14 protein-coding genes are annotated in these 17,134 nt (G+C 52.4%); 1 reads left to right on the forward strand and 13 read right to left on the reverse strand.

Annotation, left to right across the window (positions count from 1 at the left end):
- Window positions 1-529: 529 nt before the first annotated feature.
- From panC to PUE40_RS07990, 10 genes are all read right to left on the reverse strand, one after another.
- Window positions 530-1,396 carry a pantoate--beta-alanine ligase gene (panC, locus tag PUE40_RS07945; protein WP_277672484.1) on the reverse strand — a complete coding sequence of 289 codons (867 nt, stop codon included), beginning with the start codon at window positions 1,394-1,396 and terminating at the stop codon, window positions 530-532.
- Window positions 1,397-1,438: 42 nt separating this feature from the next.
- Entirely contained in the window at window positions 1,439-2,266 is an 828-nt protein-coding gene (panB, locus tag PUE40_RS07950; RefSeq protein ID WP_154554048.1) for a 3-methyl-2-oxobutanoate hydroxymethyltransferase, read from the reverse strand.
- 339 nt (window positions 2,267-2,605) lie between these two features.
- On the reverse strand, window positions 2,606-3,613 hold the full coding sequence (gene hypE, locus PUE40_RS07955; protein ID WP_277672440.1) for a hydrogenase expression/formation protein HypE: 1,008 nt from the start codon (window positions 3,611-3,613) through the stop codon (window positions 2,606-2,608).
- Window positions 3,614-3,632: 19 nt separating this feature from the next.
- The gene (gene hypD, locus PUE40_RS07960) at window positions 3,633-4,715 is read right to left on the reverse strand and encodes a hydrogenase formation protein HypD (protein ID WP_277672441.1); all 1,083 of its coding nucleotides are present in this window, start codon (window positions 4,713-4,715) and stop codon (window positions 3,633-3,635) included.
- Window positions 4,715-4,921, reverse strand: a complete 207-nt coding sequence (locus tag PUE40_RS07965; RefSeq protein WP_154554045.1) for a HypC/HybG/HupF family hydrogenase formation chaperone — start codon at window positions 4,919-4,921, stop codon at window positions 4,715-4,717. Before PUE40_RS07965 ends, hypD begins: the two co-directional genes overlap by 1 nt.
- Window positions 4,912-7,248: a carbamoyltransferase HypF gene (gene hypF / locus PUE40_RS07970; protein WP_277672442.1), complete on the reverse strand. Its 2,337-nt coding sequence runs from the start codon at window positions 7,246-7,248 to the stop codon at window positions 4,912-4,914. Before hypF ends, PUE40_RS07965 begins: the two co-directional genes overlap by 10 nt.
- Window positions 7,245-8,333 carry a nitrogenase component 1 gene (locus PUE40_RS07975; RefSeq protein WP_277672443.1) on the reverse strand — a complete coding sequence of 363 codons (1,089 nt, stop codon included), beginning with the start codon at window positions 8,331-8,333 and terminating at the stop codon, window positions 7,245-7,247. The genes hypF and PUE40_RS07975 overlap by 4 nt, the downstream gene beginning before the upstream one ends.
- Window positions 8,334-8,345: 12 nt before the next feature.
- Complete coding sequence (locus tag PUE40_RS07980) at window positions 8,346-9,674, reverse strand: nitrogenase component 1 (protein ID WP_330636980.1); 1,329 nt, start codon at window positions 9,672-9,674, stop codon at window positions 8,346-8,348.
- Window positions 9,674-10,453, reverse strand: coding sequence for a nitrogenase iron protein NifH (locus PUE40_RS07985; protein WP_154554041.1), 780 nt, complete (start codon window positions 10,451-10,453; stop codon window positions 9,674-9,676). The genes PUE40_RS07980 and PUE40_RS07985 overlap by 1 nt, the downstream gene beginning before the upstream one ends.
- A 245-nt stretch (window positions 10,454-10,698) precedes the next feature.
- Window positions 10,699-11,679: a DUF5688 family protein gene (locus PUE40_RS07990; RefSeq protein WP_277672444.1), complete on the reverse strand. Its 981-nt coding sequence runs from the start codon at window positions 11,677-11,679 to the stop codon at window positions 10,699-10,701.
- A 168-nt stretch (window positions 11,680-11,847) separates the two neighbouring features.
- On the opposite strand from PUE40_RS07990, the gene PUE40_RS07995 reads away from it, so the two are divergent.
- Entirely contained in the window at window positions 11,848-12,096 is a 249-nt protein-coding gene (locus PUE40_RS07995) for a TM1266 family iron-only hydrogenase system putative regulator (RefSeq protein ID WP_154554039.1), read from the forward strand.
- Window positions 12,097-12,178: 82 nt separating this feature from the next.
- Here PUE40_RS07995 and PUE40_RS08000 read toward each other — a convergent pair whose 3' ends face one another.
- The 3 genes from PUE40_RS08000 to PUE40_RS08010 form a co-directional block, all read right to left on the reverse strand.
- Window positions 12,179-13,489, reverse strand: a complete 1,311-nt coding sequence (locus PUE40_RS08000; protein WP_277672445.1) for a hypothetical protein — start codon at window positions 13,487-13,489, stop codon at window positions 12,179-12,181.
- 148 nt (window positions 13,490-13,637) lie between these two features.
- Window positions 13,638-15,551: a hypothetical protein gene (locus PUE40_RS08005; protein ID WP_277672446.1), complete on the reverse strand. Its 1,914-nt coding sequence runs from the start codon at window positions 15,549-15,551 to the stop codon at window positions 13,638-13,640.
- A 47-nt stretch (window positions 15,552-15,598) separates the two neighbouring features.
- Window positions 15,599-17,134 carry a glycosyltransferase family 2 protein gene (locus PUE40_RS08010; RefSeq protein WP_277672447.1) on the reverse strand — a complete coding sequence of 512 codons (1,536 nt, stop codon included), beginning with the start codon at window positions 17,132-17,134 and terminating at the stop codon, window positions 15,599-15,601.

Here is a 17,134-nt window from a genome sequence, read left to right on the forward strand (position 1 = left end):
CCCCGCTAAGCCTTTGATTTCGGTTTCCGGGCGCGAACCACGGACCGGAAATTCCGAGATGGGAGGACCGGGTGCCGGCATGGTTCGCGCTCGACTCCCCGCTAAGCCTTTGATTTCGGTTTCCGGGCGCGAACCACGGACCGGAAATTCCGAGATGGGAGGACCGGGTGCCGGCACGGTTCGCGCTCGATTCCCCGCTAAGCCTTTGATTTCGGTTCCCAGGCGCGAACCACGAACCGCAAGATTCGGAAATGGCGGCCCGGGTCCGAGGCCGGTTTGCTCCCCGTTCCTCGCTAAGCCTTATTCCTTCGTTTCGGGGAGCAAATTCTTCACACAACTTCCGGCCGAAAAGCGCGGTTTCGCCGGCGATCGGGCCGGCCGGCATTTTCTGTGTCCGTTCTTTTGGTGCTGGATCGAAAAAAGCAGTGTGCAACGTTTCTGTCAACATCGCACACTGCTTCCCTATAATTCTCTTTATCCGGAACCGTCATCCACAAATGCTCGGGCCGGCCGATTCCCTGCGTCCTACCTATGCATCAAAAGAAATTGCCGGGTCGCCCACGGTAAAGTTGTCAATCAGGCGGGTGGTGCCGATGCGAACGGCCATAGCCACCAGATCTCCATCTTTGAAGGTTTCCACCGGCTGCATGCTTTCGCCGTCAACCACCTCAACGTATTCCACATTCGCCAGCGATTCCTCCGCCAGGCGTTCCTTCATGGAAGCCAGCAGTTCTGCGGAATTCCGTACACCGGAGGCCACCAGATCCTGACCCTTTCGAACGGAACGGGACAGTACCAGCGCCGCTTTTCGTTCCTCCGGGCTGAGGTAGGTGTTCCGAGAGCTCTTTGCCAGTCCGTCCTGCTCCCGAACAATTGGACAACCGATTACTTCCACGTCAAAATTCAGATCCCGAACCATCCGGCGGATGATGGCCAGCTGCTGGGCATCCTTCTGTCCGAAATAGATTCGGTCCGGCGTTACCGTGTTCAGAAGTTTAGCAATAACGGTGCACACGCCCCGGAAGTGAATCGGGCGGGTTTTGCCGCACAGGGTTTCCGAAAGCTCATTCATATCCACAAAGGTGGTGAAATCCGGGGCGTACATTTCCGAAGGTTCCGGATGGAATACCAGGTCCACGCCGTGTGCTTCCAGAAGCTGGCAGTCGTGTTCAAAGTCTCTCGGATAGGTGGCCAGATCCTCGTTCGGACCGAACTGAATCGGATTCACGAACACCGAAGCCACCACCTTGTCATTTCCGGCTCTCGCCGCATCCATCAGGGACGCATGACCCTCATGCAGGTAACCCATGGTCGGGCACAGGCCCACGGTGAGCCCCGCCTTCTTCCATTCCTTAATCTGCTTTCTCAGTTCATCGATTGTATTAATTACCTGAATCATTTTTTGCCTCTTTTCTTCTTTTTTCTTCTTTAATTTCTGCTAATATAATTTCTTCAGCTCTTCCTCGCTGCTCATCTCAAACTGATGACTCGCCTCCGGAAAACGTCCGCCTTTCACGTCCGCCGTGTACTCCCGGAACGCACTGCGCATCTCTTCCGCCAGCGCCGCATATCTTTTTACGAATTTCGGCTTGAAATCCTCGTTCATGCCCAGCATATCCTGATACACCAGAATCTGGCCGTCACAGCCCGCACCGGCACCGATTCCGATGGTTGGAATGTTCACTTCCCGGCTGATTCGCTCCGCTACCGGCGCCGGAATGCACTCCAGCACCACGGCAAAAGCCCCGGCTTCTTCTACTTTACGGGCATCCTCAATCAATCGCTCCGCCTCTTCCCCGGTCTTTCCCTGCACCCGGTTTCCGCCGAGAGCATTTACCGACTGCGGGGTCAGCCCGATATGCGCCACCACCGGAATTCCCGCATGGCTCAGCGCCGCAATCTGCGGGCACACCGACGCGCCGCCTTCCAACTTCACCGCCTGGCATCCGGTCTCCTTGAGCGCCCGGCCGGCGTTCTCCAGCGCCTGCTCCACCGAAACCTGATACGACATGAACGGCATATCGAACACCACCAGGCTCTCCTTGCATCCCCGCACTACGCCCTGCGTCGCCGCAATCAGGTGATCCATGGTCACCGGCAGCGTGGAATCGTATCCCAGCATGGTATTTCCGTACGAATCCCCCACCAGAATTCCGTCCACCGTTCCGTCCATCAGCCGGGCGGTGGTGTAATCGTAGCAGGTCAGCATGGAAATTTTCTCACCCTGTCGCTTCATCTTCCGAAAAGTCAATACGGTAGTCTTCATTACAAAAAATATCCTCCTTTTCCAGACTTCTCCTTTTCTCATAAAAAAAGCATCCGCACCTCCCGGGACGTCCGACAATGCGTCGGATTCCGAAAAGCACGGATGGATTGTATTCATCATAAATGTACCCGAATACCCTGCGCCGCAAAAATCGAAAACCTTGTCTTCCTTCGGATAGACCGATTCCTCTTTCACATATGCAAATGTACTCGCCTGTTATTCTTTACACAGTTTTTGAAAAGGTACAGCTTCCTATGAATACCGTCCATCTCGCTTATTGTACTCTTTTCCCATTCCGGTGTAAAGAATTGTTTTTTTGATTCCGGGCGTCCGCCGTTTCTAGCAGATTCTCGGAAGGAGTTCACCGCTCGGCGGCGGCAGCAGCGTTTCCGTTCCCAGCTCCGTTGCCATCACCACGTGACCGGTCATATGATCCGTCACCTCGCCGATGATGGCCGCACCAGTCGTATCCGGGCTTGCTTCCCGCAGAATGCGAACCGCATCCTCAGCCTTTTCCTTCGGAACGAAAATGACCAGGCGTCCTTCGCAGGCCAGGTACAGCGGTTCTAGGCCCAGCATACCGGTCACACCCCGGACTTCATCGCATACCGGCACGGATTCCGCATCCAGTCGGATGCCCACCTTGCTTTCGTCCGCAATTTCATAGAGCACCGTGCCCACACCGCCCCGGGTAGCATCCCGGATTACGTGCACTTCCGGAATTTCCTGAATCAAATCCCGCACCGGATGCCACAGCGGTGCGCAGTCACTGGTCACCTCGGCTTCCATTCCGTAGCGGTCCCGCTCCAGCAGAATCGTGCATCCGTGTCGTCCCACATCGCCGGTAACGAGGATGGCATCTCCCGGACGGGCATACGCACCGGACAGTTCTGCCTTCGGCATGATTTCGCCCACACCGGTAGTGGTAATGAAGATTCCATCCACCTGTCCCTTACCGGCAACCTTCGTGTCTCCGGAGACAATCTGAACACCGACTTTCGCAGCGGTCTCCGCCATGCTCTTCACGATTTCTTCCAGGGTATCCATCGGGAATCCTTCCTCAATGACACAGGCGCAGGAAATATACAGCGGCTTCGCACCCATGCAGGCCAAGTCGTTCACGGTTCCGCAGATGCTCAGCTTTCCGATATTTCCGCCGGGGAAAAAGGCCGGAGAGACGATGAATCCGTCGGTGGACATGGCCATTCTTCTTGCCGGAGGCGTCAGCACCGCCGCATCGTCCGCGGTCAAATTCGGATTGTCGAAGTATTTCTTGAACAATCCGCCAATAAGTTCCGATGTCTGTTTTCCGCCGGCACCGTGCGCAAGTGTGATTTTGTCATTCATTGTATTCCACCTCGGTATCTTATTTCAGTTTCAGTGTATCACCGTATTTGTAGTATGCGGAGCAAGCGCCCTCGCTGGACACCATGCAGGCGCCCACCGGATGCTCCGGCGTGCAGGTGTTTCCGTAGATTTTGCAGTCCATCGGGCGAATCAGGCCTCGCAGAACTTCACCGCAGCGACAGGCCGGACTGGCTTTGCCCTGAACCTTCGGCAATTGGAAGCGCACCCGGGCATCGTATTTCGAGAATTCATACCGCAGCTTCATGCCGGAGCCCGGAATAATTCCAAGTCCTCGCCATTCCGTGTCGCATGGTTCCATGTATTTGTCCACCAGCTTTCGTGCCGCCGGACTGCCCTCTTCCGTCACCACCGACGGATAGCAATTTTCCGCAAAAGATTCCCGCTCGCCGGCGCGAACCTCTTCCACTCGGCGAACCACCGTCGCCAGAGCGGTGACGATTTCGGAGGTGGTGAAGCCGGTTACCACGCCGGAAATCTGCCATTCTTTCGCAATTTTTCGGTACACCTCCATGCCCGTCATAGTGCTCACGTGACCCGGATAGAGGAAGGCATCGGCGCTTCCCTTCAGGGCCAGGTATGCCGGCTCCATGATTTTATTCGCCGTCAGCAGGGAGAAGTTCTCCACCTTCTCGGAAATTGCGTTCCGAAGGGCGATTACACTGCCCGGCGTGGTGGTTTCAAACCCCACGGAAAGGAAGCACACCTCTTCTTCCGGATGCGCCTTGGCATAATCCAAAGCATCCATCGGGGAGTAGACAATTTGCACCTCCGCCCCTTCGCTGCGGGCATCTGCCAGACTCTTCTTCGTTCCGGGAACCCGGATGAGGTCGCCGAACGTAAATATTTTTACCCCTTTCTCCAGGGCCAGCATCACCGCTTCGTCGATGTAGCCCACCGGGGTGACGCATACCGGACATCCCGGGCCGGAAATCAGCTCGATGGATTCCGGAAGCATCTGCCGAATCCCCAAGCGAAAAATCTCGTGGGTATGGGTTCCGCAGACCTCCATCACCCGGATTTTCGGGCCGTCGTAATTCCGTACAATCTCGGCAGCCTCCGCTGCCCCCTTGCTTAAAGTCATTATAACGCCTCCATCACTTCCGATGCTTCCTCGCTGTCATCTCCCGTAACGCGGGCGATAGCGATTCCTGCATGAACCATTACGTAATCTCCCGGCGCCAGATCTTCAATCAGCTCCGAGGAAATTTTTCTCCGAACACCCGAATTGTCGATGACGGCCATTCCGTTCTCCACATCGGAAACCCTTGCTTTAATTCCTACACACATCTCGAATCCTCCTTTTCCAGCTTTCGCGCACCGTACACCGCCTGTCCCAAAGCAATTCCGCCGTCGTTGGACGGAACCAGGGAATGGGTCAGCACCCGAAAACCGTCATGTTCTAATTTATTTCGGCACAGCTCCAGCAGCAGGGTGTTCTGAAATACCCCGCCGGTGAGGGCTGCGGTTGAAATGCCGTTCTCTCGGCGAATGCGCCGGCAACCTTCCAGAACCATCCGAGAAAGCACCTCGTGGAACATACGAGCCAGCGCGCCCGCATCCTTCCCGGACAGCCTTCTCCGGGCAATCTCCCGCACCAGGCTACTCGTCTCCAGATAAAAGAAATCTTCTTTTTCCGAAATCAGCGGTCCGTCATAGATCTCCGGCACCTCTGCCTGTTCCGCCGCGAACTGCAGCTGCATGGACATCTCCCCTTCAAAGGAATTCCGCTCCTTGCATCCCAGGATGGCACTGACTCCGTCGAACAGCCGGCCGGCACTGGTGGATTCCACCACATTCACCCGATTGCCCAGCATGAACCGAATCGCCGCCCGCTCCTTCGGGCTTCCCAGATTCAGCTGCTCCGCCGCATCCGGTTCCAGCATCGCCGCCGCAATGCGCCAGCCTTCCTTCGATGCCAGGTCCCCGCCGGCATGCAGGAAGGGTTGAATGCTTCCCTTTCGACGGAAGCCGTCGTAATCCGAGAGCAGGAACTCGCCGCCCCAGATGGTGCCGTCCGTTCCGAACCCGGTGCCGTCAAAGGAGACGCCGATCACCGGCGAATCCCATTCGTTCTCCGCCATGCAGGAAAGCACGTGAGCGTAGTGATGCTGCACCTCCATGCAGGGAATGCCCTTTTCCTCCGCCAGCTTCCGGGCCACCTCGCCCGTGTTGTATTTCGGGTGTAGGTCGCACACCACTGCCTCCGGCGTAATTTCCAGCAGCCGTTCCAGCCGCTCTTCCGCCAGCTCCAAAGCCTCCACGCTGCGCACGTCCGCCATATCGCCGATGTACGGGGACATGTAGTTCATATCCCCCCGCAGAAGCCCGAAGGTATTCTTCAGCTCCCCGCCGATGCCCAGCACCGAATGGTGATATTCCTGCGGCAGTACCGTCGGCAGGGGCGCATAACCTCTGGACCGGCGAATCATATAGGGTTTATTCCGGTAAAAAGACATTACCGAGTCATCCGCACGAATCCGAATTTTCCTGGGATTGGACAGAATTTCATCGCACATGGGCGCCAGATATTTCTCCGCTTCCGCATCCGTCATGCAAATCGGTGCGCCGGAAGGATTTCCGCTGGTCATCACCAGCACCTCCGGCATCGCCGGCTCCTGCGAGTTTTCCTCCTCCGGATACCGGAACAGAAGCATGTGCACCGGCGTGTACGGAAGCATCACCCCGATATTTGGATTTCCCGGTGCCAGCGCCTCGCTCAGAACGGAAGCGCCCGCCTCGTGAGTTTTCTTTTTCGCCAGAAGCAGGATGGGTTTCTGCGGTCCCGTCATCAGTTCTTCGGCACCCTCCGGCACCTCGCACTCCCGGCGCACCGTCTCCATATCCCGCATCATCACCGCAAAAGGCTTGAACGGCCGATTCTTCAGCCTCCGAAGCCGCCCCACCGCCTCGTCATTGCTTCCGTCGCAGCAGAGGTGAAAGCCACCGATGCCCTTAATGGCCACGATGCCGCCCCGGCGGATAAGGTTCCGCACCTGAATCAGGGCATCCTTCCCCGTTTCCGGTCCTTTCAGCAGGTACAGTTCCGGTCCGCAGTCGTTGCAGCAGATTGGCTGAGCGTGATATCTCCGGGACCGAATATCCGTATACTCCCGGTTACAGTCCTCGCACATGGGGAATTCCCCCATACTGGTGCGAACCCGGTCGTAGGGCATGGAATCCAGAATCGTCAGCCGCGGTCCGCAGGCCGTGCAGTTGATAAAAGGATGTAGGTACCGCCGATTTGTCGGGTCGAAAAGCTCCCGTTCGCAGTCCGGACAAGTGGCGATGTCCGGTGAAACGAACACCATTCCCTCTTCCTTCGCACTTTCGATAATCTCAAAATCTTCCGATCCCGGCGGATAATCCGACTCTTCCGGCACCGTCGTTTTGATCTTTAGAATCGCAGACCGAGCCGGCGCTTCCTTCGGAATTGCCTCCAGGAATTCCGAAAGCCGCTCTCCTCTCGCGTAGATTTCCACGTAGCTTCCCCGGTTGCAGACGGTTCCGGTAATCCGGAACCGAAGGGCTAATTTTCGGATAAAAGGACGAAATCCCACACCTTGGACGATTCCGTAGATGCGGATTCGCATCCGGTTTTCCGCTTCCTTTGTCATCTTCTATGCCCCGCTTTCTTCCAATAATCTCGGGAGGTTTCCACGGAATGGAGTTCTCCGGACACCGGATAATGGGGAAGATCCAGATAGGTTCCCTGCCATCCCGGAAGGGCCCGCTTCAGAAGGGGATCTCCCAGAACCGTATCGACAGCGCCATCTCGCACCAGCTTCAGCAAATCGGATTCTTCGTCCAGATGCCGGTCTCCCTCTTCCTTTAGGGTTCCGTCCATCCGGAACCAACCGGCCACGGTAACCTTCGCATCCGGCTTCCGTTCCCGAATCCATTTCCGGATTTCATTGGCGAAAATCTGTTGATGCACGATCAGTATATGGGAACCCAGCTCCGGAAGGATTCGTTCCGTGAATTCCCTTCGGCTTTCCGCCTCCACCGGATAGCCGGTTTCGTATGGCATGCCGTATTCTCTTTTTAGCATTCGGGCGATCTTCAAACCGGAAGGAGATACCACCAGATTTCTCTCGGCAGAAAGCGTTTTTCGCACATCCTCCAAGGTGTCGCCCATTCCGTACACCACGCCGCCCGGAACCAACCGGCGGAATTCCGCTCCGCTGTCCACCGCGGTGGTGTCTAACGGGGTTGCCCCCAGAATGCCCACGCGATTCTCTTTCTCGGTCACCGACTCGTCCAAAAACTCCCGGAAGAGCCATTGGTAGGCCTTCTCCTGACCCTTATCGTACAGCTCGATGCCGTTGGTCTCCACCGGAAGAACCGGAATTCCCGTATCCTTCTCCAGAAGCCGCTTCAGCGCCCGATAATCCGTAGCGATGGTGGCCGGAACCGGCGTTCCGATGAGTCCGATAAAGGTGGCATCCATATCCTGTAAGGCCTGTCGAATCTTTCGAATCAGCAGCTCATCCCGTCCAAGAATCGCATCCAGATCTCGAAGGCCCGCACTGAAAATGGCGCTCTTGGCACCGCCCCACCGGGGTTCGTCATATCCGCACACGTTGCCCACGCAGCCGCCGGCATCCATGATAATCAGCATCCCGCCGTACCCGAACAGCACCGAGGCCGCTCCGGACTGATCCGGGGAAAAAGGTGAAATATATTTACGAAGTCCTTTCATTTCCGGATCCTCCTATTCCTTCGTCTCGTTCATCTTAGCGTCGTCTGCCGCTGCCCGCTTCCAGGTTTCCGCCACCTCATTGGCGAAATTTTTCAGTCCGCGGTAACCGAAAGGCTGAATCTCATCGTTCCATTTCACGTTCACGGATTTCGGATAGTAGAATGCCGCATCCGTACCGATGGAGATGTCCACGTCCTGATCCCCATCGTAATTCATCATGGTTGGGGAAAGGGTGGAATATATTCGAAGATCCGGATTGTATTCCCCGATTTCCCGAATATATGGATAATCCTCTTCCGTAATCGCCGCGAAGACGGATTTTACTTCAAATCCCATTTTCAGAAGTGCCAGTGCCATCTCCAGCGGATTGCCGTTTACCACCTGGCCCACCACAAAGGATTTTCCTTTGCAGACTTCCTGCAGTTCCTGCACCGCCTGCTCCGCTTCCCGGTGGTATTCCTCCAGCCGGAATTCCGTCCCCAAAGCGGCGGCGAACAGCTCGTACTGGCGGCGAATTCGGTCAATCTGGTAGAGCCGAGTCAACTCCGCGTACGGCATTCCCAGCCGTTCTTCCAGTGCGAAAGCCGCCTTCCGGGATTCCGGATTGAGAATCAAGTTAAAGTTGGACGCACCCAGTTCCCGGTATTCCTCCAGGGTCTCACATCGACCCACTTCCAGCACTCGGTCCAGCCCAATCTGCCCCAACAAATCGTACAGCTCGCAGTCATCCGCAAGGTGGGTGAAGAATCCCAGCAGGTTCACCTGATTCATCTTCCGTTCTTCCTTCTCCAGAAGGGAATAGATGCTTTCCCGCACCGCCACCATCGGCGGATTCTTTCCCTCTCGCGTCAACGCATACATATAGGTCGGCACCACGCGCACTTCACCGTTCAGCGCCTCCTCTGCCTTTCGACAGACTCTCTCCAAATCCGTTCCCAGCAGGGCGTCCACGCAGGTGATGCACAGCACTACCACCTTCGGCTTCGTCTCGCACACTTCCAGAATTTCTTCAATGGCTTCGGGAATCTCCGACAGATGTCTTCCGGTGACGATGTCCGATTCATCCATCTGGAGAAAAAACATCCGATGGCTGTATCCGCCTTCGTCCGCCAGAATCGTGGTATTTCGTCCGCAGCAGGCCGGCGCAATCAGAAGCATGATGGACTCCGGAATCACCAAGCCGGCCCGCTTCACTCCGAATCCCTGGGCGCCCGGAGAGTTGTAGGACAAGGTGGCCGGTGAGCTGTATATCAAATGCTCTCCGGACAGTAGTTCCCCGGGAATCCGAAGTTCCGCTGATTTCAGAAGTTCTTCTATTGTGATATAGTAGGCATTTTTCATTATTGCACCTGCGCATCTTTCTGTTCTTTTTCGTGTTCCTTCAACAGGAAGTCCGCCAGTTCAAAGAATTTTCCGCTAATCTCGGAATCCGGAAGTCCCTGAACCACCGTCATTCCCTCTTCTTCGCATTCGATGATTTCATCGGATCTCGGAATATCCCCTACAATAGGAATCCCCGCATTCCGAGCGAATTCTCCCACCTTTTCCTCTTCTCTCGGAACATTTCGATGGTTGAATACGATTCCTTTTACCGAAGCATATCCCCGATCCGCAAAATTATCCACAGCCGTGCGAATGTTGTTCGCTGCGTAGAGGGCCATTTTCTCGCCGGAAGTGACGATGAGAATATCTTCCGCATATCCCTCTCGAATCGGCACCGCAAAACCGCCGCACACCACATCGCCCAGCACGTCGTACAGCACGATGTCCGGCTGAAACTTCCGGAAAATTCGAAGGTCGTCGATCAGGTTAAAGGTAGCGATAATCCCCCGTCCCGCACAGCCGATGCCCGGCGTCGGACCGCCGGTCTCGATGCACTGCACGCCGCCGAATCCGGTGCGCACGATATCGTCGATTTCCGGCTCACGGTCGTGATCCCGAAGAAAGTTCATCACCGGTTCCAGGGGTTCTCCCCCCAGCAGGTTGATGGTGGAATCCGCTTTCGGATCGCAGCCAATCTGCAGGACCTTCTTGCCCCGCATGGCAAATGCCGCCGCCAGATTGGCCGTTACTGTGGATTTACCGATTCCGCCTTTTCCGTATATTGCAATTTTAATCATACCTCTGCTCCAAACTACATAAAAAATGGACTTCCTCCGAGAAGAAGTCCATCCGATACGGGTCTCCACGAGCCCTTTATATACTGTATCCGGCACTTCTTCCCGCTTGGTGTTCCTTACGGTCAGTAAGTTCTCTGTGCCTTTATTCTAGCACACCCCGGACAGTATTCAAAGCGTTAAGTTTACCACAGATTTCGGCATATTTTTATCACAGATTCCATCGTTCTTTCACCGCCTTTTCCCGCTTAACACCACATGGTCTCACAGAATTCCGTGCCGCACATGCCGCTGTACTCAGAGCAAGAAAGGAGCAATCCCAGGTGCCGGTCGTAGACGTAAATGGTATCCGCCAGGATGTCGTCTTCGGAGACCACCTCCCGGTTTCCGCTCTCCAGCATCGCCTGCAGTTCCTCTTCGGAATACTTATCGCTTTCCGGTAGAATAATGAATTCATGCACGGAGCTTGGAATTGCGTAGAAATTGCCCCCGGCCATCTCGGCAATTTTTTCCGCAACGCCGGGATAGAACAATGCCACCGCACCCAACTGAAATCGATTGGTGGTGAGGATGTACATGGAATCGTCGTTCATCGCGTAACCTTCTTTTTCCAGCAAATTCTCCCCTTCCGCATTGCCATCGGAGAAGGTCATCAGCATCGGCGGATAGTATTCTTCGGACAGCATCAGCGCTTCGTCAATCAATTCGTCCGGCTGATACTCCATCTCCTTCATCATCGGGTTGGTAATCCGGCACTGCCAGGAATCCATGTCTTCCACAATAATCTCCACGCTGGCGAACATGGTAATGCCCGGCACCACATCCCGGCACGGCACATCCTCCAGATATTTCTCATTTCGTTGCTTGCTCACCACCCGTGCGGACAACTTCACTCCAAAATCCTTCTTTGGGATCCCGTCCATGCCGTTCACCGGCGGCGGCATCATAATCGCCCCCATCGCATTCCAGGCAAGGGATCTGGATATCGATTCGATGCTGTCTCCATGCTTGTACTCTTCATAAAAAATATCCACGTTCAGCGCCGGAAGGGCATACACGCCCGGCCGTTCCAGCACGATGGCGTAGTGGGTGTAATCGTTGGTCTTCACGAATTCCCGAATGGCAGCGTGCACTTCCATCGTCAGATTCTCCTCGAAATACCGGTTCAGTTCCTGCGCCATCGTCTCCGCAAACTGCTTCTTGCTCATTTTTTCCTTTTTTCTTTTCATTTCATACCTCCTAAATAATCAGCATTGCTTCTGACTCCATTATGGCAGAAAAAAAATTCCCCTTCAGTACACATCGTTCGAGAAAAATCGAGAAATTTGTTCAATTTGCACAGAAAAAAGAAACCCTTTGTGATACAATTCAAGAAGATTCAACAGGAGGAAGGAACAATGGAAAACACACGGGTAGCCATTCTCGGCATCATCATTTCCGACATGGATTCTGTCGAACCGGTAAACGCGCTGCTGCACGAAAACAGTCCCTATATCATCGGACGAATGGGACTTCCCTACCGGGAAAGGGGAATCAATATCATCAGCATCGTCCTGGATGCACCCCAGCAGATCATCAGCACCCTGTCCGGCCGAATCGGGCGTCTCAGCGGAATCAGCTGCAAGGTGACCTATTCCAGAGAGTAAGATGCGAAAAGAGGGACAACACGCCGTGTCGTCCCTCTTCTGTTGTTCGTGGGAGATTCATCTCCATTCTGCTCATTCCAAATTAGGCAATCCGCCGAATGATTACCCCGATGCGATAGCTCGCCTTGTACGTGTTCTCGTGAACCACCTTATTAGCCACACTCGTCGGTCCCACGGAGAAGAAATAGTACTTTCCGTTTTTCGTATGCTTGTACACCATGGTGTGGTATCCGTTCTGCCAGCCCACGATATCCCCCGGCTTTAAGTATCCCTTCTTCACGCAATCCGCCAAGGACATGTTCAGATTGGTCTGCACCAGGTAATTCGGCGACTTGATGAAATAATTCTTCGGAATCTTCTGGTCGTAAATCTTTCCGTATCCCAGGTAAAAACAGAATCCGGAAGGCTCAAAACCCGCATCCTGCAAGGACCAGGAAATATAGGTAGCGCAATTCACCTTCTTGGCCGCCAGACCTTTTTTGTAAGTCGTTCCGCCGCCGCTCGTATTGTACTTCAGATTGTTTGTCTCAATTAAATTCGCCATCTTGAGCAGCGAATTGTACCACGCAGTAAGAGTGGACTTCGGCATCTGCGCCGTCATCGGTTTCTTATTGCTCTGAAGCACCGTCGCATTCACCGATGGATTGGTTTTCGGCGGTGTGACTATATTCTCTGTATCCGGCTTTGTCTCGTTACCTTTATTATCCGTCTGAGTTCCGGAACTTCCGTTGTCGGAGGGTTTTGCCGGGCTGCTGCCGTTGTCACGATCCGGCTCGATTCGCACGGTCTCCGTCAGATTCAAATCCTTGGAGCTGACGAAGTAGAATTTCTTGCCGTAACGGAAACGATACCACAGGGTCTTGGACCCCTTCGCCTTGGTTTCCAGACACAAGGAGAGTGTGGTTCCCTTCTTCAAGGTTCCCTTCTTCCGCATCTTGTAGCCGGCTCCGTAACGGTATGTCAGGTTTCGCTTCGCTTTTACCTTCCGATACTGATACCGCACGTGATCTACCTGATTCACCGGTACATATCCCTTCACACTGCCGCATTTAATGTAGAACCACCGCTGCTTTCTGGAATAGTTCTTGGTAGTGGTGAATGTCATGTGTCCCATGGTAATCTTCTTGTTGTTCGGAAGTCGGGCCACCTTCTTGGAACGAGAAGAGGCACTTTTCCGCACCACAGCGCCCGTCCGACGATTAATCTGTCCGGAAGCCGGCTTTGTGGTAATCTTTACCGTCTTTACCTGCGAATCTTCTGCGCCGTAGCTCACCGGTGCAAACGCCGGTCCCAGCATGCTGATAACGATCAGGGCAATGCCAAACCACCGCAGGAGCTGCCGCACCCCGGTCTGCATTCCCCGGGGTTCTCCCCCACATGTTTTTTCTTCCATTTGGTTTCTGTCCTTTCTGAATATGTATAAAGAGCGCCAAAATAAAATTATTTGTTAACTTAACCGATAAATTTATTTTAGCATATTAAAAGGCGTTGTCAAGACAACGCCTTCTAATTCAACTATTCAGTTTTTCGATAGGTTCACCCTATTCTGCAGAATCTGCAGCGGTTTTCTCATTTTCCGGAGCAGCCGCTTCGGTATTGTTCTCAGCTCCCTGTTTTTCTGCACCCGCAGATTTCGTCTCTTCCCCGGCCTTCTTGATTTCATGATACAGAATCTTGTTGGTATCGTAATCATAGAGAGCGTAATCGTACTTTGGATTCTTGTTGAACTCCACCAGATAGCACTTGTGCCCTGCCGGAATACCCAGCTCTCCGTACTTTCCGGCTGCCTTCTCGGCATCCGTCAGCTGCGTAAAGAAAATCTGGAACTTGTTTCCATCGATGACATGCATATTTCCCTTGTCATCCTTGTCAAGCGCCCAGTCCTTTCTGGCACCCAGGTATGCACAGGTTCTGCCATCTTTGTAGCTGGTGTTCAGGGTACTGTTGGACATACCGGATACATACACGTCCGGATAGAAGAACAGAATCAGTTCTGCCGGAATGGTGGAATCCACGTCGTGTACGTTTGCGTCCTTCAGCTGTTTCTGTTTTTCCGGATACTTCACGGTTGGAGTTGCCGGGTGACCCTTATAGTAGTATTCGTATCCAGAGCCGTAGTACTTCTTAACAAAGGCGGTAAACTCTGCAAAATCCTTTTCGGATGTTACACGTCCGCCCATGAGAACCATGACCTTCTTGTGATTCTTCGTCGCATCCGCAAACATGCTGTCGCTGAAATGATACCATGCCTTAAACGCCTTATCGTGCTTCTCCGCCTTCAGCTTATTCAGCTTGTCATTCATGTTGTACTGTTCCATGCGGGCCTTTGCCTGAGCCAGGAATTCCGCATCCTGGGATTCAAAGGTACCGTCCTTACGGCCGACCCACCACTTCACATTATTCGCAGATGCTACCGCCGCATAGGTGTACTTTCTGAGGCTGTAGGACTCGTGATTTGCCGCATACTTCACATCTCTCGGGTCTACGTAATGACCCTTCTTCCAAGCACTCTTGAGAAGCTTCCACTCTGCCTCGGTGGTATCGTATACGCTCTTAGCATTCTCACCGCCATACAGCTGGTTGAAGAATACATAGCTGGAACTTCCGTCCGACAGGAACGTTACATCGTAGCGGTTCTCCGGCAGCTTCGTCCTGCAAGCCAATTCCAAAACACCCTTAACATAGGTATCCGTCAAATAGATGTGGAACTTGGAATTCTTATTCAACGATCTCAAATCCTGCACGTACTTCCGCATGTAGTTCGTCATGGAAGCCACATTGCTGGTGGACATCGGATTCTTCATCTTCGGATTCTGCTGTACGTTCGGCGGCATCTTGGACCAATTGTAGGATTTCTTTCGGGTCGTTGCGATGGTCGTCGGAATCGGTCTTCCATCATCACGCTTCGTGATATCCCACAGGGACAGGGAGAACTGCAACGGTCCGTAAGTCGCATTCAGCACTGCGATATTGTATTCCTGTGCGATTACGCCGGCATTCTTCACCGTAACAGTCTTCAGCTTCTTGCCTTTCTTGTTGTAGTACTTAACCACGAAATTGTATTTACCCATTGCCGGTGTAGCCATAGTGAAATACTTTTTCTTTGAGGAAATCGAAGAAAGCTTTACCGTCTTGGATTTCTTCTTGGAAACCTTCTTATCGCAGTACATATAAGCCGTTGCCTTAATCTTATAGACCTTTTTCTTCCCCTTCACCTTCTTCAGTGTCTTCACGCCCGGAACGTATACATTCACGGTCTTGTAATCCACCTTCGCCTGTTTTACCTTTACCGTATAACGACCTGCCTTCTTGGAATAGGTCTTTGCGGTTACTGCCGGTGCCTTGCTTTTGGTCTCTGCCGCTGCCTGAAAGGATGTCACGTTAAACGGAATCACGCCCAAGCAGAGTGTCAGAATCAAAGCATAGACCAAGCTTTTTCTTTTGACATTAGTCATACTTCCACCTTCTCTCATAAACCATAAAAAATAACTCACAACGAATACTATTTTCTTCCTTTTGCGAATTGAGACCGAAGCTCTTTTCTGTAACGGAATCCGGATGCCAGTCTCGTCTTGAAAGTATTCTTATAAAAGCAGATTTTCTTTTTTCTATACTTGACAATATACCTTCCCGAAACAAAAAATGATTCCTTATGCTTTCGGCTTACTCCCACCGATTCGTCAAAATTTGGATTCAATGTAATCGTATCTTGATTAAATTCTAGAGTAAACTGCCATTTAATGCAAGGAGAAATCGGTATTTCAACTTTGAAATTTCCAATCTCCGCCACGTGTTCGCCAACGTAGCCTGCAACAAAACCCGCTTTTCCGTATTCTAAATGAATCGGAATGCGTTCTCCCGAATTGGAACAGAGAAATATTTTTTTCTTTGCACGAGGAAGGCAATCCGTCACAAGTCCTTCAATGTATGCGGTATTCTCATCTAATTCAATAGCGGTAACCTTTAGAACACTCGGCGCCGTGAAATTGATGAGTCTCAAATCCTTATAATACAGAACACCGCTCTGAAGCGTTGCTTCATCGAGAATTTGAATCCCATGTTTCAACAGGAACAGATAGAGCCGACGGTATTGGTTTAATCCATCGTGCGTAGATATTACCTCATCATCAATACACTTCAACGTCTGCTTCATCATTTGAATATACGCATTTCGTTCTTCCGCATTCAGTTGACGAATTGCTTCCGGAATGTACTTCCGCCATTGTATGTCGTAACGAATCAGGTGCTGAACATACGCAGGAACAAAGCCATATCTGTTCTTTGAATATTCTATCAGATACAAATAATAGTTTTGGGGAATATCCAAATAAAACGCTTTTTGCATTCGTATAGTTCCGGTCAGAGAATTCCCCCGTTCAAATCGACGATAAAAGTACGTTGCATCTGCACAGATTCCGAGCTTCAGGCGTTTTAGAATTACAAAAGTATTGAACAACGCATCTTCTGCGGTTTGCAGACTCCTGTCAAATCGCACATCATGAATTGCTTCGCTTCGAAACACGGAATTTCCGATTGCCGATTGAACGTATTCCGGATTCACCTTAAGATCGATTACTTGATTTCCATTTTCGAAACGCCAACTCAGGGCATGTTCTTTTCCATAAAAATCCCCTACATGTTCCAGACGGCAAACGCATACGTCAAAGGCATCCTTTTTTTGTTTAAAAAAACGATACACATTTTCCAGCATGGTCTGAGAATAGTAATCGTCAGAATCCAGAAAAGCCGTATACTCCCCTTCAATTCGTTCCATTCCAGCGTTTCTTGCATCGGCGACCCCGCCGTTTTCCTTGTCGATGTATATGATATTTTCCGGAAACCGTTGAAAGTATTTTTCGCACATTTCGCCGGAATTATCCTTGCTTCCATCGTTTACCAGAATCAACTGAACATTCTCTTTGAATCCGATAGACTGGTTTAAGACGGATTCGATGCACTCTTCCAGAAATTTCTCCGCATTATACACAGGTACGATAATTGAGAATTTATACTTATTCAATACTCCCTCCTTTTGCAT

Source organism: Mogibacterium kristiansenii (assembly GCF_029224645.1).
GTDB classification, from domain to species: domain Bacteria; phylum Bacillota; class Clostridia; order Peptostreptococcales; family Anaerovoracaceae; genus Mogibacterium_A; species Mogibacterium_A kristiansenii.

Excerpts from the sequence above, each read along its gene's own strand:
- panB (WP_154554048.1), bottom strand. The coding sequence starts at position 2,266 with ATGAAGACTACCGTATTGACTTTTCGGAAGATGAAGCGACAGGGTGAG.
- hypE (WP_277672440.1), bottom strand. The coding sequence starts at position 3,613 with ATGAATGACAAAATCACACTTGCGCACGGTGCCGGCGGAAAACAGACA.
- hypD (WP_277672441.1), bottom strand. The coding sequence starts at position 4,715 with ATGACTTTAAGCAAGGGGGCAGCGGAGGCTGCCGAGATTGTACGGAAT.
- PUE40_RS07965 (WP_154554045.1), bottom strand. The coding sequence starts at position 4,921 with ATGTGTGTAGGAATTAAAGCAAGGGTTTCCGATGTGGAGAACGGAATG.
- hypF (WP_277672442.1), bottom strand. The coding sequence starts at position 7,248 with ATGACAAAGGAAGCGGAAAACCGGATGCGAATCCGCATCTACGGAATC.
- PUE40_RS07975 (WP_277672443.1), bottom strand. The coding sequence starts at position 8,333 with ATGAAAGGACTTCGTAAATATATTTCACCTTTTTCCCCGGATCAGTCC.
- PUE40_RS07980 (WP_330636980.1), bottom strand. The coding sequence starts at position 9,674 with ATGAAAAATGCCTACTATATCACAATAGAAGAACTTCTGAAATCAGCG.
- PUE40_RS07985 (WP_154554041.1), bottom strand. The coding sequence starts at position 10,453 with ATGATTAAAATTGCAATATACGGAAAAGGCGGAATCGGTAAATCCACA.
- PUE40_RS07990 (WP_277672444.1), bottom strand. The coding sequence starts at position 11,679 with ATGAAAAGAAAAAAGGAAAAAATGAGCAAGAAGCAGTTTGCGGAGACG.
- PUE40_RS07995 (WP_154554039.1), top strand. The coding sequence starts at position 11,848 with ATGGAAAACACACGGGTAGCCATTCTCGGCATCATCATTTCCGACATG.
- PUE40_RS08000 (WP_277672445.1), bottom strand. The coding sequence starts at position 13,489 with ATGGAAGAAAAAACATGTGGGGGAGAACCCCGGGGAATGCAGACCGGG.
- PUE40_RS08005 (WP_277672446.1), bottom strand. The coding sequence starts at position 15,551 with ATGACTAATGTCAAAAGAAAAAGCTTGGTCTATGCTTTGATTCTGACA.
- PUE40_RS08010 (WP_277672447.1), bottom strand. The coding sequence starts at position 17,134 with ATGCAAAAGGAGGGAGTATTGAATAAGTATAAATTCTCAATTATCGTA.